The following is a 22,304-nucleotide window of genomic DNA, read 5'->3' on the forward strand; positions in this document are numbered from 1 at the left end:
GACTCCTTCGCTCGCATGCGATCATACGGTCCGGGGGTATCCCCGACGCAAATGAACATACCCCCCATGGGTATTGAGTGCAAGTGGGGTTGCCCTGCTCATCGACCAGTCGTGCCGGAAGGTCGGATAGTTCCCCATCGTCCAGCAGTTTCCGGGTCGGCGGCGTGTTCAGGCTCGAACTGTGGAAGACCAACCGTGCATGGCCAATTCGGCGACCCGCTCCAACTGGGCGGGACTCGCGCCGTCCCGGGCCGCCTGCGACATACCTTGCAAAACCGTGCCCACGTAGCGCGCGAGCATGGCCGCATCGGTATCGGGTGCAAGCAAGCCCGCATCGATATCCGCCTGAATACGCGTGGCGAACCTCTCCACATTTCGATTGCGGATCACGCGCAGCATCTCGGCGATCTCGGTACTGGTGGTGTTGAGTCCCGCGCTCATCACCAGGCAGCCGTGTGGACAATCGGGTCGGGTGTACTCCGTCGCCGCCTCGCGCAGAATTCGCCGCACCGTCGCCTCGGCCGTCGGCTCCTCGGTGAGGGCACGCGCGATGAATCCGCCGTAGCGCGTGCCGAAGACCTGCACCACCTCGCTGAACAGTGTCGCCTTATCGCCGAATGCGGCGTACAGGCTCGGTGCGCCGATTCCCATCGCCGCGGTCAGATCGCCGATCGAGGTCGCCTCGTAGCCGCGCGCCCAGAACAGTCGCAGCGCCTTTTCCAGCGCGGCATCCCGGTCGAACGAGCGGGGTCGCCCCCTGGTCGGTGCACTCACCCCATCATTCTATAGCGGTCGCTAGATAATATGCTAACGTCGCTTCTGTAGTGATCGCTAGAGAAAGGAACTCGCCATGGATGCACTGCTGCAAACGGATCGGCTCGACGGCAAGACGGCACTGGTAACCGGCGGCAGCCGCGGCATCGGCCGGGCCATCGCGGAACGGCTGGGTCGGGAGGGGGCGCGCGTCGCCGTGCACTACAACGGCAATGAGCAGGCGGCCAAGGAGACCGTCGCCGCCATCGAGGGCGCGGGTGGCTCGGCATTCGCGATCAGGGCCGAACTCGGCGTGCCCGGCGATGCCGCGGCACTGTGGGCCGCGTTCGACGCGCATGCCGACGGCGTGGACATCATCGTCAATAACGTGGGTATCGATGGCATCCGCGAACCGATCGGCGGCACCGACGAGGCCTCCTTCGACCGGGTCTTCGCCGTCAACGCGAAGGCGCCGTTCTTCGTGACCAAGCTGGGGCTGGATCGGTTGCGCAGCGGCGGCCGCATCATCAATCTCTCCACCGGCCTCACGCACGGGGCGAGAATGCCGCAGCTGATCGCATACACGATGACCAAGGGTGCGATCGATACGTTCACCCAAACGCTGGCAAAGGAACTCGGCGCACGCGGCATCACCGTGAACGCGGTCGCGCCCGGCGTGATCGATACCGATATGAACGCGAACTGGCTGCGCAATGACGAGACCCAGGCGTTGGTCGCCGGATGGTCCCCGTTGAACCGCGTCGGTCAGCCCGGCGACGTCGCCGATATCACGGCCTTTCTCGCCTCCGACGACTCACGTTGGGTCACCGGACAATGGATCGATGCCACCGGCGGGGCCCTGTTGTAACCGTCCGACACAGGGCGGATGAATGTCTCAGCTCGAGCCGAGCACCTGTCGGACCCAGCGGATAGGCTTGAGCACCGTGTTGTCAGTTGTGCCGAGTCCCGTCATAGTGCGCGCCCCGTCCAAGGTGAATCTCCATCTCGGCGTCGGCGATGTGCGCGCAGACGGCTATCACGATCTGACCACCGTGTTCCAGGCGCTATCGCTCAGTGACGATCTGGAGATCGCGCCCGCCGCCGCGCTGACCGTCCGAGTCAGCGGCGAAGGCGCCGACGATGTGCCGACCGATCGCACCAATCTGGTCTGGAAGGCCGCCGTGCGCGTCGCGCACCTGGCCGGGCGGGCGCCGCTGGTGGAAATCGCCATCAACAAGGGCATTCCGGTCGCTGGCGGTATGGCGGGCGGCAGTGCGGACGCCGCGGCCGCGCTCGTCGGCCTCAACGAGCTGTGGGACGTCGGGCTGACCCGCGACGAATTGTTCGCGGTCGCGGCCGAACTCGGCAGCGATGTGCCGTTCGCGCTGCACGGCGGCACGGCGCTGGGCACCGGCCGTGGTGAGCGGCTGCTTCCGGTGTTGTCCCGCAATACTTTTCACTGGGTGCTCGCGCTGGCGAAGGGCGGGTTGTCCACGCCCGCCGTCTTCGCCGAACTCGACCGACTACGTGCGAACGGCACCCCGCCCCGGCTCGGCGAGCCGCAGGCGCTGATGCAGGCGCTGGCCTCCGGAGACCCGAAACAGCTTGCGCCCCTGCTGGGTAATGACCTGCAGGCGGCGGCCTTATCGCTGAAGCCGGAGCTGCGCAGGACGCTGCGCGCTGGCGTCGGCGCCGGTGCGCTTGCCGGATTGGTCTCCGGCTCCGGTCCGACCTGCGCGTTCCTGTGTGACAGTGAGGATGGCGCGGTGGCGGTGGCCGCCGAACTCGCCGGCGCGGGTGTGTGCCGCAGCGTGCGCACTGCCAGCGGGCCGGTCTCGGGTGCCAGGGTCATCAGCAGTGACACGCCTGGTAAGCGCTGACGTTATGCGATGACCTCGGCGAGACGGTCTACTTGGTCGGCGTCGCGGCCGTAGCAGTAGAGCATGACCTCATCGGCGCCGAGATCTTCGAATTGGCCGATGGCCGTGCGAATCTCGTCGGGTGTGGTGAGCATGCCCGCGACCATGTAGTCGGCGCGACCGCTGAATTCGTAGTAGTCGCCCATCGAGGTGCGGGCGTCTTCGATCAGGTCGGGCGCGCCGAGTGCGACATTGACCTGGGCGACGATACGAGGCTCGCCGTCGCGGCCGTGTTCCTTCCACGAGCGACGGGCGGCATCGAAGAGTCCTCCGGCCCAGGACGGTGCCGCGGCGGCGAGAAATCCGCCGCCCCAACGGCCGACGCGATCGATGGCCGCGGGCTGGAAGCCGCCGAAGAGGACCTCGGGGCCGGCGGGAAGCAGCGGTGCCGGGCCGATCGGTCCGCAGTCGGCGCTGTGCGGCTGACCGGACCACAGGCGGCGCATGATCTCCAACTGCTCGTCCAGGCGGCGACCGCGGGTGCGCAGGTCGGTGTCGGAGGCGATGTGATCGTCCGCGCGACCGCCGACGCCGAGGCCGAGCACGAAGCGGCCACCGGACATGCGGTCGAGGGTGGCGGCCTGCTTGGCGAGCAGCGCGGGCTCGCGCAGTGGTGCGATGAGCACCTCGGTCTGCACCTTGATGCGGCTGGTGGCGCCCGCGATCATGCTGAGCGCGATCAGCGGCTCGGGGTTGTCCCAGACGAGACGGTCGAGCAGGCCGAGGGTGGAGAACGGGCCCGCATCGGCGCGGCGGGCCCAATCGAGCAGCGCGGCGGGATCGGAAATGGGCAGACCAAGACCGATATGCATGAGAAACCTCCGGGTAAGGGGTAGTTGAACTGTGCCGCCCGCTCACCTCGACGCGAGGTGGGGCTCCCATTCTGCGGCTGTTCTTCGAGAGCGCCGATTGAACTGTGTTCGTAACGAACGATGTTCGCTACAAGTAGCGTAAACGAACGTCGTTCGTTCCGCAAGTCCTCTCTCGCGTCTACCGGGGCGCATGTCCTGGTAGACGATTTCGTAAGGAGATGGATAACTCGTCGGGTACGCCCAAAACCGGGCCTGGACCGCGACCGCCGGTCCGCGACGGTGGGTGAGTAGGCTCTGACGGCCGGCAAAATACGCGGAGAGGCGGGCTAGCAGGATCCATGTCCAACCTGATCAACCTCGAGCAGGTCTCCAAGAGTTTCGGTATCAAGCCGCTCTTGGACAACGTATCGCTCGGCATCCACGCGGGCGAGCGGATCGGTGTCGTCGGCCTCAACGGCGGCGGCAAGACCACCCTGTTGGAGGTGCTGACCGGTCTGGAGCCGCCCGACAGCGGCCGGGTGAGCCGGGTCGGTGGGCTGCGGATTGCGGTGGTGACCCAGCGCGGCGTGCTGCCACCCGGCGCGACCGTCGGTTCCGTCGTGCTGGCCGGACTCGCCGATGATGCGATGACAGATGATGTTGCCGAACACGAATGGGCCTCGAATCCGCGTATTCGTTCGATAATGGCGGGTATCGGAATCGAGGGCCTCGGTCTGGATACGTCCGTCGACAATCTGTCCGGTGGCGAGCGCCGCCGCGTCGCATTGGCCGCCGCGCTCGTCCGCGAACTCGATCTGCTCGTTCTCGACGAGCCGACCAACCACCTCGATGTCGAGGGTGTGCAGTGGCTCGCCGAACACCTGCTCAACCGCCGCAGCGCTCTGGTGGTCGTGACCCACGATCGCTGGTTCCTCGACACCGTCGCCACCGATACCTGGGAAGTGGTCGGCGGCAAGGTCGAGAGCTATGAGGGTGGTTACGGCGACTGGATCTTTGCGCGCGCCGAGCGGGCCAGGCAGGCCGATGCCACCGAGGCCCGGCGAGCGAACCTGGCGCGCAAAGAGCTGGCCTGGCTACGGCGCGGCGCGAAGGCCCGCACCTCGAAGCCGCGCTATCGGGTGGAGGCGGCCGAGGCGCTGATCACCGATGTGCCGCCGCCGCGCGATAGCGTCTCACTGGCCGCGTTCGCGCGAAAGCGCCTGGGCCGCGTCGTCATCGAACTCGAGGGCACCACCTTGACGACGCCGGACGGCCGAGAGTTGGTGCGCGACTTGACCTGGCGCCTCGCACCGGGGGAGCGGGTCGGCCTGGTCGGGGTGAACGGCTCCGGTAAGACGACCCTGCTGCGCACTTTGGCCGGTGCGGCCGAACCTGCTGTGGGTAAACGCATTCAGGGCCAGACGGTCCAGATCGGCTGGCTGCGTCAGGAACTCGACGACCTGCCGACCGACCTGCGGGTGCTGGAGGCGGTGCAGCAGGTTGCGCAGCGAATCATGCTGGGCGACAAGGAGATCTCCGCGGGGCAGCTGGCCGAGCGCCTGGGCTTCACCCCGGCCCGCCAGCGCACCCCGGTCGGCGACCTATCCGGCGGCGAGCGGCGCAGGCTGCAACTGACCCGCATCCTGATGGCCGAGCCGAATGTGCTGCTCCTCGACGAGCCGACCAATGACCTCGATATCGACACCTTGCAACAGCTCGAGGACCTCCTCGACAATTGGGCGGGCACCCTGGTCGTGATCAGCCACGACCGCTACCTGATCGAGCGCATCTGTGACTCCACCTGGGCCCTGTTCGGCGACGGCAAACTCACCAATCTCCCCGGTGGTATCGACGAGTACCTGAACAAGCGCGCCGTATCGAGTTCCGCCGCAACGCGATCCGGCACCGACACCAAGCCGGCCGAAACCCCCGCCACCGATTCGGCCGCCTACCGCGCCGCTCGCAAAGAACTGGCCAAACTGGAGCGCGCCATCGACAAGCTCACCGAACGCGAGCAACGCCTGCACACCGCCTTGGCCGACGCCGCCACCGACCCGGACAAACTCATCACCCTCGGCACCGAGCTCAAACAGGTCCTTGCCGAAAAAGAAACCGCCGAGGAGCGCTGGCTAGAACTAGCCGACGGCGCCTGACCCCGCCCGCTCACCAGCCCCCCACCCCCCAATGCGGCCTGGCCCGTATCCCGCCGAGGGTAGTTCAAATGGTCGTTGCCACCGGCCTTCCGAGCCACCATCTGACTACCCTCGCCGGGGCCGTAACCATGTGGCTGCGCTCGTGTCGGGCTCTCTATGGCGGGTGTCAAATGGTTGTTGGCGTTGGCCTTTTGAGGCGCCATTTCACAGTCGATGGTGGCGGACCGCCGTTTGACTACGCTCGTGCGGGGGAGCGGCGGCGGATCCGGCGCGGTGGGTCAGTCGGTGCCGCAGGCGCGGCCGTCTTGGACGACTATCGGTAGGCAGGTTTGGACGAAGTCGGCGCCGAAGCCGGTGAGGGTGATGCTGCGGTAGTAGACCTTGGTGCCGAAACCGGAGCGCTTCAATACTTCTCGGATCGGGGATTGGGCCTCGAGGATTTGGTATCGGTTCGGGTTGCCGACGGGTTCCTTGGCGAACTCGATCAGGCCGAGGCGGCGCAGGTTGGGGAGGTACTGCTGGATGCGGTTCGGAAAGCGCAGGCCCGCGTGCTCGCCGATCAGGTTGAGGCCGGAGACGATCCGCTCGACGCCGAGGCTGCGCGGACGTCCGGCGCGGATGTCGATCGAGGGCTGCGGACCGTCGAGATGCAGGAAGCGCAGGATGCGTGCCTCGTCGGGAGTGAGCTCCTCGAGCATATGGGCGAAGGCCGGGTGGGTTTCGTGGTGTTCGCCCTGTGTGCTCGCCGACAGGCGCAGCAATGCGGCGCCCTGCTCGCGCAACGTGGGAACGGCGTCGGGAGTCGGCTGATCCGGTGTGGCGGGCAGGCGCAGCGCGCGACGCACCGCGTCACGGACCTCGGCTTCGGCCTCGGCCAAGACCTCGCGCGGTGGATTCCCCGCGATACTGCCTCGCACCACGGCCGCGCCGACGCCGAGTGCGGTATCGATGCCCCAGGCGGTCACTTCGGCGGCGGCGGTCACCGCGACCCGGGCGACTCCGGTGGTCGCGCGGACGGTCTTGCGCACCGAACCCGGTTGCCGTTTGTGGGATTCGACCTCGGCCGAGGTGGTCGGCAGCCGCGCGATTTCCGTTGAGAGCCGGGGTGTTTCGGCTACCTCGGAGTGCTCCACGTGCTCAGAGCCCTGCCCGGCGGCTCGCAGATCGTCGCCGCCAGATTCCGTCATAGCCATGATGTCGCCACTCCCGTTCCGAAGATCAGGATGTGAGCGTATCCGGCGAAGAGCCCCAACACGCCGCCATGCAGAAAAAGCAGCCATTCGTCTTGTTTGATGGCCGATCGCAGCATATCCACGAAGTCCGGGGGCGACAGGGCCGACATCTGTTTGGCGATGTAGTCGTTGATTTGCCTGCCCTGCTGGACGTTGAAGTCCGGATCGGCGAAGGCGATCGGTGCGATGGACATCGCCTCGGTGGTCAGCGTCGACTGCAGCGAGTCGTACTCGCGGCTGCCGAGCATGAACTTCACGGCGGGTCTGGCGGGTCCGAGCGCGCGGTCCGCGGCCGGGCGCAGCGTGTCCTCGAGCATCTGCATGGTGCGGTCCGAGCGCGGGCCGTTGAGCAGTTCGTCGCCGATGTTGGCGACGGTCATGACCTGGCTGGAGACCAATTCGGCGTAGCCGTCGGTGATCTCGGACTGCCGCTTGATCAGCAGACCCTGCCGCCACGGGCACCACCACTTCGGGTAGGCGGGCGCGAAGATCATATTCAGGCCGATCCAGTTGACCACCCAGCCGATGATGACGCCACCGACCGGCAGCACCACCAGCGTCGACCAGCCGGTCACATGCAGGATCCCGACCAGCACAACACCCATCGGCGCGCCGAAGTAGAAACCGAAGTTCTGCATGAAACGCAGTTCCTTGGCGCCGAGCACCTGGAAAAGGGTGTTGAGCAGGTGCGGTCGCGCCTGGAAATAACGGATGACCATCTGCTTGACGTCGAGCAGTTGATCGATATTGGCGCCCAATTCCCCGGTCAGCTCGCGCAGAATATCGGGCAACTGCTGACGGACCCGCGCGTGAATCATCTCGCGCACCCCGGTCGGCAAGTTGTACCAGAGTTGCGGATGCTCGCGGCGCAGGATTTCTTCGACGATGTCCTTGATCTGCGCATCGGCGATATTGGCGAGGTGTTCGGCGAGCTTGTCCGGTTCCAGTTCGCGATAGAAGTCGGCGACGCTGCCGAGTTTTGCCAGGCCCTTGTCGACGGCGATGCTCGCCATTTTGTCCGCGCGCGACGGCACGATGCCCTGCCAGCCGATTCGGCCGTCGTAGCTCAGTAGCGGAAGCACCTGAATTCGTTTGGGCAGGAAGGGAAACAGCGCACGCAGTCCGGGTAAATGCACACCGTGGAAGGCGACCGGCTTGAACAGCATGAGGATGCCGGTCCAGTTGGTGATGTAGCCGATGATTCCAGTGAAAAGCGGGATAGTCACTAACTCGAGGAGGATCGTCGGGTGAATCCCGAAAAAGCTCTCTAACACGACACCCTCCTGCCGATACACCGGTGACCGCCGCCTCACCGGCAACCCAAACTAGCACCCAGTCGGCAGACGGACCCTACTGTGAGCGGAGAGCCTGGTCCACCGCGAGTGTCCCGGGCCACAGCCGATTGTCTGAGACATCAGTCACACTGTGTGTCCAGAATGTCGTAGTGTCAACTGACGCCGGAGACAATGGCGACCACCACACGTTCGACAGCAGGGGTCGACGTGAGTGCTGGCCCACTCGGCTCGCGGTTAGGCATACCTGGAAGGCTTGCGGGCAATAATCTGTGGGCGTATTCGTTCACTTGGCAATACATCGGAGTAGAACGTGACAGACGACAGGACCGGACAGGACGTGGCCCGGGCCGGTTCCCGCTCGGTGGAGCGCAGCTCGGATGTCGAACAGCGGCAGATCAGCAATGAGGCGCGGCTGATTCGCGGCGTGTTCCGGGCGGCGGGCCTCGCGGCGGGCACCGTGGTGCGCGGCAGTCAGTGGGCCGTGGAGACGACCTATGAGGTGACCAAGGAGATCACCCAGGCCGCACTGGACGGTGAGTCGTCGGCCGATATCGCCGAACGCACCGGCAATGCACTGCGCTCCATCGCGCGCAGCGCGCTCGGCGTCACCGAGGGGTCGGTGCGCGAAATCGTCAGCTATGTACCGACTTCCAACGGTGCGCCGCCGCCGCAGCAGCAGGCCATCGGCGTCGGCGCACCGCTGCGCTCGGCGAGCAGCGAGGAGTTGCGTCGCCGCGGCGATGCGCTGCTGGCCCGCTCGGCCGATGTCTACTTCACCGAGGATGTGCACCCCGCCTACGACCGGATCCTCGACGAGTTGGCTCCGGACGAGGCGCGCATCCTGCGGTTCATGGCGTTGAACGGTCCGCAGCCGTCGGTCGATGTGCGGACCAATCGTCCGCTGGGCATCGGCTCGGAGTTGGTGACCGGGGATCTGACCTCGGTGCCCGAGCAGGCGGGTGTCCGCTATCCGGACCGCGCCCGCACCTATCTGATCAATCTCAACCGCCTCGGGCTGACCCAGGTCTCCGAGGATCCGGTGGTGCTGAGCCGATACATGGTGCTCGAGGTGCAGCCGGTGGTCGAGGCGGCGTTGAAGAAGGCCGGGCGCGCGCCCAAGATCGTGCGCAAGAGTCTGCGGCTGACGGAGTTCGGCAGCGACTTCTGCAACACCTGCTTCACCATCGGCAACTGAACACCGCGTCAGGGGCGGATTATCGACTACGAGTGATAGCAATCTGATACAAATCTCCCAAATCGTGTAGCGCGGCGGCTTCGAATGGGATTGTTGGGGTATGGATCAGGATGCTGTGTCAGCGATCAGTCGCCTGAAGTTTCGGTATCTGCGCGCCCTCGATACCAAGTCATGGGATGAATTTGCCGACACCATGATTCCCGAGGCGACCGCCACTTACAGCGAATACCTGCAGTTCGAGTCGCGGGACGCGTTCATGGCGTTCATGCGCAACACCCTCGGTCCCCATGTCATCACCGAGCACAGGTGCGACCATCCGGAGATCGACGTCGTCGGTGATACCGCCACCGGCACTTGGTATCTCGCCGACACCGTGCTCATACCGGCGCACAACATGCTGCTGCGCGGCGCCGCGTTCTATTCCGATCGCTATGTGCGCTGCCAGGACGGTCGCTGGCGCATCGCGCACACCGGCTACGAGCGGACCTACGAGGTGGTGCTCTCGCTCAGCGATCTGCCGAGTCTGCGGCTGACCTCGAGTCGCTGGGGGCTGATCGCGCGCGAGGACGGCATCGCGTCGGTCGAACGCGAGCCCACTACTCCGCTGCGCCGCGAGCCCGAACCGGCGACGGAAGCCGAACCCGAAGCGGGCTGAGGGCGGGCGTTCAGTCCGCCGCCGCGACCAACGGTTCGAGCGTGAGCTTCGGATGCTCCTTCTCGATGTATTGCAGCCGCCACTTATCGCTGAACAGAGTCAGCAGCACCCCGTCGGAGCGGGTGAACACCTCGACCCCGCGCTGCCGGTCGAGTTCGGCCATCGACTCCGCATCGGTGCGCCGGGCGAGCGTGTAGGGCAGGTGCTCCATATGGGTCTCGACGTTGAACTCCGCGAGCATCCGTGCGGTAACCACCTCGAACTGCATCGGCCCGACCGCCGCGAGTACGGGTGATGCATCGCCGCGCGCGTCATTGCGCAGCACCTGCACCACACCCTCGGAATCGAGCTGATCGATGGCCTTGCGGAACTGCTTGTACTTGCCCGCACTCTGTGCGCGCAGCACCGCGAAATGCTCCGGTGCGAAGGACGGGATCGGCGGGAACTCCACCTTCTTATCCACGAACAGCGTGTGCCCCGGCGCCAGCGCGGTGGCATTGACCAGGCCGACCACATCACCCGGGTAGGCGGTGTCTACGGTCGAGCGCTCCCGGCCGAAGACGGTGAGCGCGTATTTGGTCGCGAACGGCCGACCGGTCTGGGCGTGCGTGACGACCATGCCGCGCTCGAATTCGCCGGAGACGATCCGCATGAACGCGAGCCGATCCCGGTGCGCCGAATCCATTCCGGCCTGCACCTTGAATACGACCGCGCTGAACGGATCGGTGGTGTCGCGCGACGTACCGCTGACATCGGCACGCGAGCCGGGTGCGGGCGCCAGCGCGACCAAGGTCTCCAGCAACTGCCGCACACCGAAGTTCAGCATCGCCGAGGCATAGATAACAGGGGAGGTCTGCCCGGCCAGGAACATTTCCTGATCGTGATCCTGTCCGGTGGCGGAGAGCAGTTCACTCTCCTCGGCCGCGGTCGTCCACGCCTCACCCTCGCGGGCCTGTGCGGCTTCGGGGGCTATCGACTCCTCCGGTGCGATAGTCGCGCCGCCCGCGGTACGGGTGAAGTGGATGTATTCGACGGCCTCGCCCTCTTGGCCACGACGCAGCAGGCCACGGAAGTCACCGGCGATGCCGACCGGCAGGAACAGCGGCGTTGGGGTGAGCCCGATCCGCTCGTTGATCTCGTCGAGCAGTTCCAGCGGCGCGCGGCCGGGCCGATCCCACTTGTTGATCACCGTAATGACCGGGATGCCGCGATGGCGGCAGACCTGGAACAGCTTCAGCGTCTGCGGCTCGAGCCCCTTGGCGGCGTCGATGAGCATGACGGCGGCGTCCACGGCGGTGAGCACGCGGTAGGTGTCCTCGGAGAAATCCGAGTGGCCCGGGGTGTCGACCAGGTTGATGACGTTATCGATATCGGAGCCAGCGGCGCGGTAATTGAACTGGAGTGCGGTGGAACTCACCGAGATTCCGCGCGCCTTCTCCATTTCCATCCAGTCCGATACGGTCGAGCGGCGTCCGGCCTTACCGTGGATCGCGCCCGCCTCGGAGATCATCTTGGCGTGCAGTGCGAGCGCCTCGGTGAGCGTCGACTTGCCCGCGTCGGGGTGGGAAATCACCGCGAATGTGCGCCGTCGGGCGACCTCGGCGGGCAACCCACGTGGGGCGGGCGCGACGACACCCTCAGTGGACGCGGTCAACTTCAACAACCTTTCAGACGGCCGATCGGCAACCGCTCCAGCGTACGCGACCCGGGTAACGGGAATCCGGCGAGTACGACCACCCGATTCATCTGGAGATAAACAGTTGCGCTATGGTGTTCGGGTTGTCTCGGCGAGGGTGACCGCAGACCTTTATGCGTTCACCGTGATCGACGCGGCGCGGCTCTCGGCCGTCCTCGTTCGGTCTTCGCCCGACGAATAGACCAACCTTTGCCAGGGTGGATAGCAGTCCCTGGCGCACTGTTGACAGCCCGGAAGAGCCGTAGGGAGTAGATCCAGTCATGTCCGACGCCAACCTTCTCGAAGCCGCCGTCCGCACGGAGTTCGGCAAGGGTGCAGCCCGCCGCACCCGTCGCGCGGGCAACGTCCCCGCCGTGCTGTACGGCCACGCCGCCGACCCGCAGCACCTCTCGCTCAACGCCCAAGCCTTCGCCGCCATCCTGCGCGAGCACGGCACCAACGCGGTGCTGAACCTCGTCATCGACGGCAAGAAGCAGCTTGCGCTGACCAAATCCGTTGTGGTGCACCCGATTCGCCGTTACATCGAGCACGCCGACCTGCTGATCGTCAAGCGCGGCGAGAAGGTCACCGCCGATGTGAACGTCACGCTGACCGGCGAGGCCGGCTCGGGCACCCTGGTCACCCAGGACACCACCACGTTGTCCATCGAGGCCGACGCGCTGAACATCCCGGAGTCCATCGAGGTCTCGATCGAGGGTGTCGAGGCGGGTACGCAGATCACCGCGGGCGAGATCGCCCTGCCGAAGGGTGTCACCCTCGCCGGTGACCCGGAGGCCCTGATCGTCAACATCATCGCCGCCCCGGCCTCCGCGCAGGAGACCGAGGAGGCCGCTGCGGCCGCCGCCGAGGCCGAGAGCGCCGAGTAAGAACTCCCCGGGTCGGTTATCCGCATGACCGAATCCTCGACCGGGCCCGCGCTCGTGGTCGGACTTGGCAACCCAGGTCCCGAATACGAGCGCACCCGGCACAATATCGGCTTTCTGGTCGCCGACGTGCTCGCACAGCGCGTCGGCGGCCGTTTTGCCGTGCACAAGAAGTCCGGTGCCGACCTACTGCAGGCCCGGCTGGACGGACGTCAGGTGCTGATCGCCAAACCGCGGTCGTTCATGAATCTGTCCGGGCGTCCGGTCGCGGCGCTGGCGAAATTCTTCTCGGTGCCGCCGACCGAGGTGATCGTCGTGCACGACGAACTGGACCTGCCGTTCGGCCAGGTGCGGCTCAAGCGCGGCGGCGGCGAGGGCGGGCACAATGGGTTGCGGTCGGTGTCCAGTGCTCTGACCACCAAGGACTATCTGCGCACCCGCATCGGCATCGGTCGCCCGCCCGGCCGCCAGGATCCGGCGGACTATGTGCTCAAACCGTTTTCGTCGGCGGAGCGCAAGGAAGTTCCGGTGATCGTCGAACAGGCCGCGGACGCAGTCGAATTGCTGCTGCGGGTCGGGCTCGAACCGGCGCAGAACCAGCTGCACTAGTCCGGCACGGATTGCACGAAGCGGCGATCCTGATAGCGAAACATCAAGCCGCCGAACACAATGGCGATCACGATGCCGAACACTACCGCTACCGTTACCGGTGCGCCGAGGTCTGCCAGCGCGAAAGCCGTTGCCGCACCGAAAGTTAATGAGACCACCGTGCCGACGGCGGCGGCCGTGGTCAGTGTCCCCTTCCAGCGTGCCCGGCTGGCTCCGGTATCGAGCAGGGTATTGACCTCACCTTCGGTGCGCGGCATCGGAAAGTATGCCGCCGCCTCGGGCGAGATTTCCGCGTAATAGGTGCGAATGCGCTGCATCGCCTGTAGGGCGACGACATCCTCGATGGCGATATCGACCAGCCGCAGAAAACTCAGCGTGCCGAGGACGATCACGATCGGCACACTCGCGTAGGCCACGGGTGCGACCGCATCGGTGGTGCCCGCCAGAAACCCGAGCGCGAGCAATGTCCCGGTCAGCGTGGTGAAGAACAGTGACGCACGGGTCCCGGCTTCGGAGATGCTGGAGGCTCGCACGCCTTGCAGTGCAAAATATTCGGATCCGAGCGCGGCTTCGAAAGCGGCTCGGCGATCGGAATTTTCGTCCATATCGACAGCCTCTCGCATCCGCGCACACCATGTCGCGCGTTATGCGCCTCGCAGGCCGGGGGTCGGTCGCTGATCTCCGTTCGAGCGCGGGGTCTCGGTGTGTGCAAGCCCCTGCGCGCGAACGGAATTCATCGATTCAGCGCAGGTGGATGGCGGTGGCCGAGCGGCGGAGTTTGCCCGAGGAGGTTTTCGGAAGGGCGCCCGGACCGAGCACGGCGACGGTACGGGGGCGGGCGCCGACTTCGGAGAACACCGAGTGCACGATCTCGCGTTCGATGCGTTTGACCTCGTCGGTGTTCTGGTAATCGTTGCTTTCCACCACGACGGCGAAGCTTTCGCGCTTTTCTCCCGCGTCCAAACGGACCGCGACGGCGTTGCCGGGGCGCACGCCCGCCACCCGCATCGCGGCGCGCTCGATATCGGTGGGATAGATATTGCGCCCGCCCATGATGATCACGTCCTTGATCCGGCCGCACACCACGATCAGGCCCTCATCGGTGAAGTAGCCGATATCTCCGGTATCGAGCCAGCCGTCCGCGTCCAGTGCGGGACGGAAGCCATTGACGGTGACATAGCCCGAAGTGACTGCGGGACCACGCAGTTCGATCACACCGACGGAACGGATCGGCAGTGGTTGGCGTTCCGAGTCGACGATCCGGCCCTCCAGATTGTCGACCAGATAGCCGAGTGTGGGCAGGCGACGGACGTTGGCGTGGCCGCCGTGCGGATCGTGTACCGGCACAGCCTTGCCGAGTGCCTCCAGCAGGTCGGCATCGATAATGTCGAGTACCTGCCCGAACCCGGGATCCGGAACCGATACGGCCAGTGTGGTTTCGGCCATGCCATAGACCGGTGTCAGCGCCAGTGGGTTGAGTCGGAAGCGTTTTCCGGCGGTGGCGAGCGCCTCCATGGTGTCCGGGTCGACGGGTTCGGCACCGTTCCACATGTACCGGACGCTGCTGAGATCGTAGGCGCCGTCCTCGGCCTGCTTGAGTCTTCGGGCCAGCAGTGAGTACGCGAAATTCGGTGCCGCCGTGACGGTTCCGCGGTACTTGTCGATCAGCTCGGCCCACAGCAGCGGGCGCATCAGGAAGTCGATCGGCGTCACACAGACCACTTCGGCACCGAATTGCATAGGGACGCTGAGGAATCCGACCATGCCCATATCGTGGAACAGGGGCAGCCAGCTGATCATCACATCCTCGTCGAGCTGGAACTTCACCCGATCGAACATGGCGTAGGCGTTGACGTAGAAATTGCCGTGCGTGATCCGCACCGCCTTCGGCGATCCGGTCGATCCCGAGGTCAATTGCTGCAAGGCGATATCGGTCTCGACGGTGGGTACCGGATCGGCCTCCGGGCTATCGCGTAGCTGGTCGATGCGCACCACGGTGATACCGCGCTCGCGCAGTAGCGGTTCGGCCGCCTCGAAGGGTGCGCCGAGCACCACCGCGCGCGCGTCGATCATCGACAGGACGGTCTCGGTATCGCGGGCCCAGATCACCAGATCGGTGCGCGGCGTCGGCTGATGCAGCATGGTGATCGATGCGCCACGCATCCAGATGCCCTGACAGGCCGGTGCGATATCGACCGGCATACCGGCCAGCACGCCGACCGCGTCGCCGTGTCCGATTCCGGCCGCCGCGAGTCCACCCGCCATCCGTCGCGCGATCCGGTGGATTTCGCCCCATGTCTGCCGCAGCGGCGCAGTCGGCTCCCCGGTCACCAGCCCGCGGACCGAGGTTTGCGCCGTCGCGTACATCTCATCGGTGAACCTGCTCAAGTCCAACTCCCTGATACCCCGGTGCGATGGCCGGAAATTATGAACCGGCCTGCTTCCAACTATCCCGCCAATTCTGCGTCGTGTTAACGGTTCCGTTGGGGAGGCGGCAGACTTGTCCGATCTGGGTGGCGAACGGGGGCGGAAAGCTACGAGCGGTTCGAACCGAAAGTGGCGGCGTAACGGTCGACGTAGTGGCGGCCCGATCTGACGGCCAACTCCCGCATCAGCTCGTCGGTGGCGGCGCGGACCTTGCATACGGCCGGTGTGTCGGTCTCGGTGCGGACTACAGGGCTCGCAGTGACCAGCGGGTAGTAGCGCGGCGCGCCGAAGCTGATGCGTACCTTGCCGAAACGCGGCAATCTAGCGCCGCGCGGATTGACCTTATCGGTACCGGAGAGCACCACCGGAATCACCGGCGCGCCGGTCGCCATCGCGACCCGAAGTGCTCCGGTGCGGCCGCGGTAGATGCGACCGTCGGGGGAGCGGGTGCCCTCCGGGTGGATCGCCCAGATACCACCCGATTCCAGGATTTTGGTGGCGGCGGCGAGAGCGTCCGCGGCGGCGGTGCCACCGGTGCGGTTCACCGGGACCTGACCCGCGACCGTGAAGAACCAGCGCTGGAACCGTCCCTTGAATCCGGTGCCGGTGAAGTACTCCTGCTTGGCCAGGAATGTGACGCGGCGGGGCAGGACCAGCGCGAGATAGAGCGAATCGATCATGGCCAGGTGGTTGGCGGCGATGATCACCGGTCCGGTGCGTGGCACGTGCCGCAGACCTTCCACTCCGGGGCGACCGATCAGCCGCAACAGCGGGCCGAGCAGCACGTACTTGAACAACCGGTACCACACATGAGCCTCCGAGAAAGTTAGCGTAGACACTGTCTACCGCATGAGTGTAGACATTGTCTACTATTGTCGATAGAGGATTTGTACCTATGTGACGAAGTCCGGATACCGGTGAGGAGCGATTCGATGGCTGGCGTAGACAATGTCTCCATGGTCGGAAACGAGCCGCTGCGGGAACGGTTGGTCGGAGCCGGGGTCGATATGCTCGAGGAGGTCGGCGCCGCGCAGCTCGGTTTGCGTGCGATCACCCGCGCGGCCGGGGTATCCCATGGTGCGCCTCGCCGTCACTTTCCCACGCACCGCGCGCTTCTGGCCGCCATCGCCGCGCGAGGTTTCGCCGATCTCATAGATCGGTTCGCGAAGGCGGAGGAAGGTGCGACCACACCACGCGAGCACCTGCAGCGCATGGCGGCCGAATATGTCGAGTTCGCCGGTGAACGCCCCGAGATGTTCACCCTGATGTTCCGCCACGACCTGCTCGAAGGTTCCGGCGAGAATCTGCGGTCGATCACCCTGCCGCTGTTCGAGCGCTTCGCCGCGCTCGTCGCCGAAGCCGCACCGGCTGCCACCGACCCGAGGGCCGCCGCTATCGCCCTGTGGACCAACCTGCACGGCATCGCCGCGCTCCAGGCCAACCGCAGTCTGCGCCTCGTCGGCCCGGCAACCAGCGCCCGTGCTCTCGTCGGCCAGATCCTGGCACTGCACCTGGCCTGACAGTCGCACCGCTCTCGATCCACACTCGTGCTCGGGTGCGGATCTCGGCAATGGGTGCGGCGAGCTGGTTCGGGCTAACGGCGTTGGGGGAGTGGGATTCTCGCGAGATCGGTGGCGATGACGATCTCGCCGGTGAAATGCGCGGTCGCCTCGGCGAGATGGCCGTCGAGATCGCGGTAGCGCTGGGAGAAGTGGGTCAGCACCAGGGTGCGCACGCCCGCCTCGGCGGCGACCCGGGCCGCTTGTCCGGCCGTGAGATGGCCGTATTCCTCGGCGAGGTGGGCGTCGGCATCCAGGAACGTCGCCTCGATCACCAGCATGTCCACGCCAGCGGCGAGGGTGTCGACGCCGGGACACAGTCTGGTGTCCATCACGAAGGCCAGGCTCTGGCCCGGTCGCGGCTCGCTGACATCCGCCAGAGTGATTGTGCGCCCGTCGTATTCGATACTGCCCGCGCGTTGCAACTGCCCGACCGCCGGGCCGCGCAGCCCGAGTGCGGCGAGCCGCTCGGGCAGGATGCGCACACCGCTCGGCTCGGTGAGCCGATAACCGAAAGCCTCGACCGGATGCGACAGCGCGACCGCTTCGAGGACGAATGGTGCGCCCGGCGCATCCAGCGCACCGGAATCGGCGATCGGATGCGGCCGCAGGTCGACAGTGCGGTAAAAAGCGCTGGCATTGCTCAGTCGATCGAAGAACCGCTCACCCGAGGCTGGGTAGTAGGCATCCACCGGATGGGCGACCTTGTCGAGGTTGATCCGCTGGATGATGCCGGGCAGTCCGAGGCAGTGATCGCCATGGAAATGCGTCACCGCGATCCGGGTGATATCGGTGACCGAGACACCCGCGTATGTCATCTGCCGCTGCGTGCCCTCGCCGGGATCGAAGAGTATGCCCTCCTCGCCCCAGCGCAGCAGATACCCATTGTGGTTGCGCTGCTTGGTCGGAACCTGACTCGCGGTGCCGAGGACGACCAGTTCACGAGGTGACATCAGAGCGCCGCGACTGCGGCCACGAACCGGTCCAGTTCATCGAAGCTGACGAAGCAGTGCGGCGAGGCGCGTACGACCGAATCGAGTCCGCGCGCGGTCATATCGAGCAGGGTGGAGCTGGCATGGCTGACCGTCACCGTAATGTTCTGTGCGGCAAGGCGATCACGCACCTCGACGGCGGAAGTGCCTTCAACGGTGAAGGAAACGATGCCACTGTGGCGAATACCGATGTCGCGCACCGTGACTCCGGAGATCTCCGGCAGCGATGTGCGCAGATATTCGGCACGGGCCGCGATCGCGGCATAGACGTGCTCGGGCCCCAGGTCGAGCAGGTACCGCACGGCCGCGCCGAGACCGAGGCGGGCGGCGACATCGCATTCCCAGAATTCGAAGCGACTCGCGTCGGGCAGGAGGGTGTACTCGTCGGGGCCGGTCCACTGCGCACTGTGCAGGTCGAGCCGCTGCGGCTCCATCGCCGCGGCCAATTCCGGTCGCACATAAAGGAATCCGGTGCCGCGCGGCCCGCGCAGCCATTTGCGGCCGGTGACCGAGAGTGCGTCGACGCCCAATTCGGCCACATCGATCGGCAACTGTCCGGCCGACTGGCAGGCATCGAGTAGGACCAGCGCACCGACCGAATGTGCGATCTTGGCGGCCTCGGCGGCCGGGTTGACCAAGCCGCCGTTGGTCGGCGCGTGCAGCACCGACACCAGCTTTACGCGTTCGTCGACCAGTTCCGCGAGCGCGTCGAGGTCGATTTGACCGCTGTCGTCGCTGGGAATCGGCTCGACCACCGCACCGGTGGCCTTGGCGCGTTGCAGGGCCGCGATCGCGTTGCTGGCATAGTCCGCGCCCGAGATCAGAATGCGGTCGCCCGGCCCGAGTGGGACCGAGTAGAAGAAGTCGGCCCACGCGCGGGTGGCGCTGTCGCTGAGCGCGATGCTGGTCGGATCGGCGTTGATGAGCGCGCCGATATCGGTCTTCACGGCGGCGAGATCGTCGAGTCGCTCGTTTGCCGCGCGGTAACCGCCGACTTCGGCCTCACGTCGCAGGTGGTCTACGACGGTATCGAGCACGATCCGCGGCGGCAGCGACGATCCCGCGCTGTCGAGGAAGACCAGATCGGATCCGGACTCGTAACCCGGGATATCGGCACGTACGCGATTCTCGTCCAGCATGCCGACGACAGTATCGCCGAAACGGGCCCACCGCGCCGTTGCTCGAGTCGGTGCAGCTCGGGGGCCGGGCCGCGGGTCCTCGCTGTGCGTGACCACGAATTCAGATTCTTGTCACGTTTTTTGTCGGTACCCATCGTTACCCTGGATTGGGTCGGCGCGCTGGAATACGACGAGCAATCGCGGCGATACAGAACTACCGAGACAACTACCGGCAGCGGAGACGAAACCCGAAAACGGGTACCCGGTTCACATGGTGGAGGTTGGTATGGCGGTAACGCTGGAGCACCCGGAGCGGGTCATCGCGTTGGAGCACGGTGAACTGTCCTCGCGGGCTGCGGCCGAGGCCTATATCGAAAAAATCTGTTTCAAGTTGGGCCCACCGACGCTCATCGGCGCCGAACTCGAGTGGCTCACCGTGCAGGGTGAGTGTTCGCCGTCAGGCCCATCGGCCGCCCCCCGCCCGCAGCTGACTGCATTCGCAGATGCACTCGGACCCTATGCACCGCGGTCCATCGCCCCCGATTCACCGGCACTCTCGTTGCCAGGGGGTAGCCGGGTCACCATCGAACCCGGCGGTCAGATCGAACTCTCGAGCGCCCCGTTCGCCGCTGCAGCGCAGCTGTGCGAGGGATTATCCGCTGATGCTCGGATGTTGCGGGATCTGCTCGAATCCCGATCCATCCGCACCGTCTCCGCCGCCGCCGATGCGGACCGCCGCCCCAAGCGGGTATTGCGGTTACCGCGCTATCGCGCCATGGAAGAGTCCTTCGGCGGCATCGGCCCCTTCGGCAAATTGATGATGTGCAATACGGCCGCGACACAGGTCAGTGTCGATGCCGGTGCCGATCGCGCCGAGGTCGCCGCCCGATGGAACGCGCTGTACATCATCGGCCCCGCGCTGGTCGCCGCCTTCGCCTGCTCACCAGAATTGCGCGGTGCACCCGCGGGCACGTGGGCATCCCAGCGTATGCGGACCTGGATGCGCCTCGACTATGCCCGCACTCGCCCCGCGGCGGAGTCCTGGCCGGATCCGATCGCGGGCTATGCGCGCTGGGCGCTCGATGTCCCGCTGCTGTGCGTTCGTCGCCCCGATGGCGTCGGCGACGGCGAGATCGGCTGGTCCGCGCCACCGGGCGCGACCTTCGCGGACTGGTTGTCCGGTGCACTGGACGACGAGATCGGTCATCGCCCCGACGTCGGCGATCTCGACTACCACCTGACCACGCTGTTTCCGCCGGTGCGGGCCTCGGGGCATCTGGAGATCCGCTATCTGGATGCTCAGCCGGACAACGACTGGACCGTCCCGATCCACGTATTCGACGCCCTGCTGTCGTCCCCGGACGTGGTCGCCGAGGCGACCGCGGTCGCCGCGCCGGTCGCGGGCCGCTGGCTCGACGCGGCCCGCTGCGGGCTGGCCGATCCGCAGATCCGGGCCGTCGCGGTGGATCTGCTGACCCTGGCCGCGGCCCATGCGGCGAGTCCGGCGGCCGCCCGCGAAATCGAATCAGCTGCCGAGCGATGTCGCAGCGGTCGCACCCCGACCGCAGAACTCGCCTCGCCCAGCGCGGATCACCACGAGGACCGCGCGTGACCGGGTCGTTGCGGATGAGACCGCCGCTTCGAGTCGCTGACCAGAACGAGTTCCGGAGATTGTCATCGTGACCATTCACCACCCTGCAACAGATAATTCCGGCACCGAGCGGTTGCGCGACCGGATCGCCGAAGTGCTCACCCGCGCGCGGGATCGCACAGTCGGACTCACCACCCTCGACGAAGCGGAACTGGTCGCACAGCATTCGCAACTCATGAGCCCGCTCGTCTGGGATCTCGCCCATATCGGCAACCAGGAAGAGCTGTGGCTGGTGCGCGATGTCGGCGGGCGTGACGCGGTGCGCGCCGATATCGATGAGCTGTACGACGCGTTCAAACACGCTCGCGCCAATCGTCCCGAGCTGCCGCTGCTCAACCCGACTCAGGCCCGTGGCTATGTCGGCACCGTGCGCGACAAGGTCTGGGATGTCTTGGACACCAGCGCTTTACACGGTGATCCGCTGGTCGATGGCGGATTCGCCTTCGGCATGATCGCCCAGCACGAACAGCAGCACGACGAAACCATGCTCGCCACCCACCAGTTGCGCACCGGCCCCGCTGCGCTGTCCGCGCCCGCCGCGCCATCGGCGACGAATCCGGTGCGTGGCGAAGTCATCATTCCCGCGGGCGAATTCACCATGGGCACCTCGACCGACCCATGGGCGCTGGACAATGAGCGCCCGGCGCATCCGGTGCACGTGCCCGCCTTCGCCATCGACGCCGCTCCCATCACCAATGAGCAGTACCTGGCCTTCATCGCCGACGGCGGGTACGAACGGCCGGAACTGTGGTCCGACGGTGGCTGGGCGCATCGGCAGCAGGCGGGCTTGGTCGCGCCGCAGTTCTGGGAGCGCGATCCGGGCGGGCACTGGTGGCGTCGGGTATTCGGCGTAATGACACCGCTGCGTCCGCAGCAGCCGGTGCTGCACGTGTGCTGGTTCGAGGCCGAGGCCTACGCCACCTGGGCGGGCAAGCGTCTGCCCACCGAGGCGGAATGGGAGAAAGCGGCCCGCTTCGACCCGGAGACCGGAACGTCGCGACGCTACCCATGGGGCGACACCGAACCCGATTCCGCCACCGCGAATCTCGGCCAGCACCACCTGGAACCCGCCGAGGTCGGCGCGTATCCGGCGGGTGCCTCCCCGGCCGGGGTGCACCAGCTCATCGGCGATGTATGGGAATGGACCGCATCGAGTTTCGAGGCCTACCCGGGCTTCCGTGCGTTCCCCTACGCCGAATACTCCGACGTCTTCTTCGGCGGTGACTACCGCGTCCTGCGCGGCGGCTCCTTCGGCACCGACCCGGTCGCCTGCCGCGGTACCTTCCGCAACTGGGACCACCCCATCCGCCGCCAGATCTTCTCCGGCTTCCGCCTGGCCCGCGATCTGCGAAAAGGCGAGGGCGAGTGAGGATCTCGGCACACTGCCGCCGCGGCC

The 22,304-nt window shown here is 66.2% G+C and carries 20 protein-coding genes; 10 read left to right on the forward strand and 10 right to left on the reverse strand.

The genetic code is table 11. The features are described from left to right. Nucleotides 1-168 precede the first annotated feature (168 nt). A complete protein-coding gene (locus tag ACQP1G_RS06045) occupies nt 169-774 on the reverse strand; it encodes a TetR/AcrR family transcriptional regulator (protein ID WP_433199165.1) in 606 nt (201 codons plus the stop codon). Nucleotides 775-850: 76 nt separating this feature from the next. Between ACQP1G_RS06045 and ACQP1G_RS06050 the strand changes: the two genes are divergently transcribed. Then, nucleotides 851-1,621: an SDR family oxidoreductase gene (locus tag ACQP1G_RS06050; RefSeq protein WP_433199167.1), complete on the forward strand. Its 771-nt coding sequence runs from the start codon at nt 851-853 to the stop codon at nt 1,619-1,621. Between the two features lie 76 nt (nt 1,622-1,697). Continuing rightward, nucleotides 1,698-2,633 carry a 4-(cytidine 5'-diphospho)-2-C-methyl-D-erythritol kinase gene (locus tag ACQP1G_RS06055; protein ID WP_433199169.1) on the forward strand — a complete coding sequence of 312 codons (936 nt, stop codon included), beginning with the start codon at nt 1,698-1,700 and terminating at the stop codon, nt 2,631-2,633. 2 nt (nt 2,634-2,635) lie between these two features. On the opposite strand, the gene ACQP1G_RS06060 is transcribed toward ACQP1G_RS06055, so the two are convergent. Continuing rightward, complete coding sequence (locus tag ACQP1G_RS06060) at nt 2,636-3,484, reverse strand: LLM class flavin-dependent oxidoreductase (protein ID WP_433199171.1); 849 nt, start codon at nt 3,482-3,484, stop codon at nt 2,636-2,638. Between the two features lie 338 nt (nt 3,485-3,822). On the opposite strand from ACQP1G_RS06060, the gene ACQP1G_RS06065 reads away from it, so the two are divergent. Next, complete coding sequence (locus tag ACQP1G_RS06065) at nt 3,823-5,616, forward strand: ABC-F family ATP-binding cassette domain-containing protein (protein ID WP_433199173.1); 1,794 nt, start codon at nt 3,823-3,825, stop codon at nt 5,614-5,616. 278 nt (nt 5,617-5,894) lie between these two features. On the opposite strand, the gene ACQP1G_RS06070 is transcribed toward ACQP1G_RS06065, so the two are convergent. After that, the gene (locus ACQP1G_RS06070; protein ID WP_433199175.1) at nt 5,895-6,803 is read right to left on the reverse strand and encodes an Abi-alpha family protein; all 909 of its coding nucleotides are present in this window, start codon (nt 6,801-6,803) and stop codon (nt 5,895-5,897) included. Continuing rightward, complete coding sequence (locus tag ACQP1G_RS06075) at nt 6,800-8,074, reverse strand: DUF445 domain-containing protein (protein WP_433199177.1); 1,275 nt, start codon at nt 8,072-8,074, stop codon at nt 6,800-6,802. The genes ACQP1G_RS06070 and ACQP1G_RS06075 overlap by 4 nt, the downstream gene beginning before the upstream one ends. Nucleotides 8,075-8,453: 379 nt before the next feature. Between ACQP1G_RS06075 and ACQP1G_RS06080 the strand changes: the two genes are divergently transcribed. Then, complete coding sequence (locus ACQP1G_RS06080; protein ID WP_433199179.1) at nt 8,454-9,338, forward strand: Abi-alpha family protein; 885 nt, start codon at nt 8,454-8,456, stop codon at nt 9,336-9,338. A 100-nt stretch (nt 9,339-9,438) separates the two neighbouring features. Next, nucleotides 9,439-9,993: a nuclear transport factor 2 family protein gene (locus tag ACQP1G_RS06085; RefSeq protein WP_433199181.1), complete on the forward strand. Its 555-nt coding sequence runs from the start codon at nt 9,439-9,441 to the stop codon at nt 9,991-9,993. A 10-nt stretch (nt 9,994-10,003) separates the two neighbouring features. Here the strand turns inward: ACQP1G_RS06085 and ACQP1G_RS06090 are convergent, their stop codons facing one another. Continuing rightward, nucleotides 10,004-11,647: a peptide chain release factor 3 gene (locus ACQP1G_RS06090; protein ID WP_433199183.1), complete on the reverse strand. Its 1,644-nt coding sequence runs from the start codon at nt 11,645-11,647 to the stop codon at nt 10,004-10,006. A 302-nt stretch (nt 11,648-11,949) separates the two neighbouring features. Between ACQP1G_RS06090 and ACQP1G_RS06095 the strand changes: the two genes are divergently transcribed. Next, on the forward strand, nt 11,950-12,555 hold the full coding sequence (locus ACQP1G_RS06095; RefSeq protein WP_433199185.1) for a 50S ribosomal protein L25/general stress protein Ctc: 606 nt from the start codon (nt 11,950-11,952) through the stop codon (nt 12,553-12,555). 24 nt (nt 12,556-12,579) lie between these two features. Beyond that, entirely contained in the window at nt 12,580-13,161 is a 582-nt protein-coding gene (gene pth, locus ACQP1G_RS06100; protein WP_355176648.1) for an aminoacyl-tRNA hydrolase, read from the forward strand. On the opposite strand, the gene ACQP1G_RS06105 is transcribed toward pth, so the two are convergent. The 3 genes from ACQP1G_RS06105 to ACQP1G_RS06115 form a co-directional block, all read right to left on the reverse strand. After that, nucleotides 13,158-13,766 carry a hypothetical protein gene (locus tag ACQP1G_RS06105; protein ID WP_433199187.1) on the reverse strand — a complete coding sequence of 203 codons (609 nt, stop codon included), beginning with the start codon at nt 13,764-13,766 and terminating at the stop codon, nt 13,158-13,160. The genes pth and ACQP1G_RS06105 overlap by 4 nt on opposite strands. A 136-nt stretch (nt 13,767-13,902) precedes the next feature. Further along, nucleotides 13,903-15,549: a fatty acyl-AMP ligase gene (locus ACQP1G_RS06110; RefSeq protein ID WP_433199189.1), complete on the reverse strand. Its 1,647-nt coding sequence runs from the start codon at nt 15,547-15,549 to the stop codon at nt 13,903-13,905. Between the two features lie 146 nt (nt 15,550-15,695). Further along, complete coding sequence (locus tag ACQP1G_RS06115) at nt 15,696-16,397, reverse strand: lysophospholipid acyltransferase family protein (protein ID WP_433208210.1); 702 nt, start codon at nt 16,395-16,397, stop codon at nt 15,696-15,698. 123 nt (nt 16,398-16,520) lie between these two features. On the opposite strand from ACQP1G_RS06115, the gene ACQP1G_RS06120 reads away from it, so the two are divergent. Continuing rightward, nucleotides 16,521-17,108 (forward strand): TetR/AcrR family transcriptional regulator, encoded by a 588-nt coding sequence (locus tag ACQP1G_RS06120; RefSeq protein WP_433199191.1) that lies wholly within the window; start codon nt 16,521-16,523, stop codon nt 17,106-17,108. 74 nt (nt 17,109-17,182) lie between these two features. Here the strand turns inward: ACQP1G_RS06120 and ACQP1G_RS06125 are convergent, their stop codons facing one another. Next, entirely contained in the window at nt 17,183-18,100 is a 918-nt protein-coding gene (locus tag ACQP1G_RS06125) for a ribonuclease Z (RefSeq protein WP_433199193.1), read from the reverse strand. After that, nucleotides 18,100-19,278, reverse strand: a complete 1,179-nt coding sequence (locus ACQP1G_RS06130; RefSeq protein ID WP_433199195.1) for an aminotransferase class V-fold PLP-dependent enzyme — start codon at nt 19,276-19,278, stop codon at nt 18,100-18,102. Before ACQP1G_RS06130 ends, ACQP1G_RS06125 begins: the two co-directional genes overlap by 1 nt. 265 nt (nt 19,279-19,543) lie before the next feature. On the opposite strand from ACQP1G_RS06130, the gene egtA reads away from it, so the two are divergent. Then, nucleotides 19,544-20,869, forward strand: coding sequence for an ergothioneine biosynthesis glutamate--cysteine ligase EgtA (gene egtA, locus ACQP1G_RS06135; protein WP_433199197.1), 1,326 nt, complete (start codon nt 19,544-19,546; stop codon nt 20,867-20,869). 67 nt (nt 20,870-20,936) lie between these two features. Next, complete coding sequence (egtB, locus tag ACQP1G_RS06140; protein ID WP_433199199.1) at nt 20,937-22,277, forward strand: ergothioneine biosynthesis protein EgtB; 1,341 nt, start codon at nt 20,937-20,939, stop codon at nt 22,275-22,277. Nucleotides 22,278-22,304: the final 27 nt, after the last annotated feature.

It is taken from the genome of Nocardia sp. CA-107356 (assembly GCF_050946365.1).
Lineage (GTDB): Bacteria > Actinomycetota > Actinomycetes > Mycobacteriales > Mycobacteriaceae > Nocardia.

Coding starts and splice junctions, on each gene's coding strand:
- egtA (WP_433199197.1), top strand. CDS start 19,544: ATGGCGGTAACGCTGGAGCACCCGGAGCGGGTCATCGCGTTGGAGCAC.
- ACQP1G_RS06070 (WP_433199175.1), bottom strand. CDS start 6,803: ATGACGGAATCTGGCGGCGACGATCTGCGAGCCGCCGGGCAGGGCTCT.
- ACQP1G_RS06130 (WP_433199195.1), bottom strand. CDS start 19,278: ATGCTGGACGAGAATCGCGTACGTGCCGATATCCCGGGTTACGAGTCC.
- ACQP1G_RS06065 (WP_433199173.1), top strand. CDS start 3,823: ATGTCCAACCTGATCAACCTCGAGCAGGTCTCCAAGAGTTTCGGTATC.
- ACQP1G_RS06085 (WP_433199181.1), top strand. CDS start 9,439: ATGGATCAGGATGCTGTGTCAGCGATCAGTCGCCTGAAGTTTCGGTAT.
- ACQP1G_RS06050 (WP_433199167.1), top strand. CDS start 851: ATGGATGCACTGCTGCAAACGGATCGGCTCGACGGCAAGACGGCACTG.
- pth (WP_355176648.1), top strand. CDS start 12,580: ATGACCGAATCCTCGACCGGGCCCGCGCTCGTGGTCGGACTTGGCAAC.
- ACQP1G_RS06095 (WP_433199185.1), top strand. CDS start 11,950: ATGTCCGACGCCAACCTTCTCGAAGCCGCCGTCCGCACGGAGTTCGGC.
- ACQP1G_RS06105 (WP_433199187.1), bottom strand. CDS start 13,766: ATGGACGAAAATTCCGATCGCCGAGCCGCTTTCGAAGCCGCGCTCGGA.
- ACQP1G_RS06120 (WP_433199191.1), top strand. CDS start 16,521: ATGGCTGGCGTAGACAATGTCTCCATGGTCGGAAACGAGCCGCTGCGG.
- ACQP1G_RS06060 (WP_433199171.1), bottom strand. CDS start 3,484: ATGCATATCGGTCTTGGTCTGCCCATTTCCGATCCCGCCGCGCTGCTC.
- ACQP1G_RS06125 (WP_433199193.1), bottom strand. CDS start 18,100: ATGTCACCTCGTGAACTGGTCGTCCTCGGCACCGCGAGTCAGGTTCCG.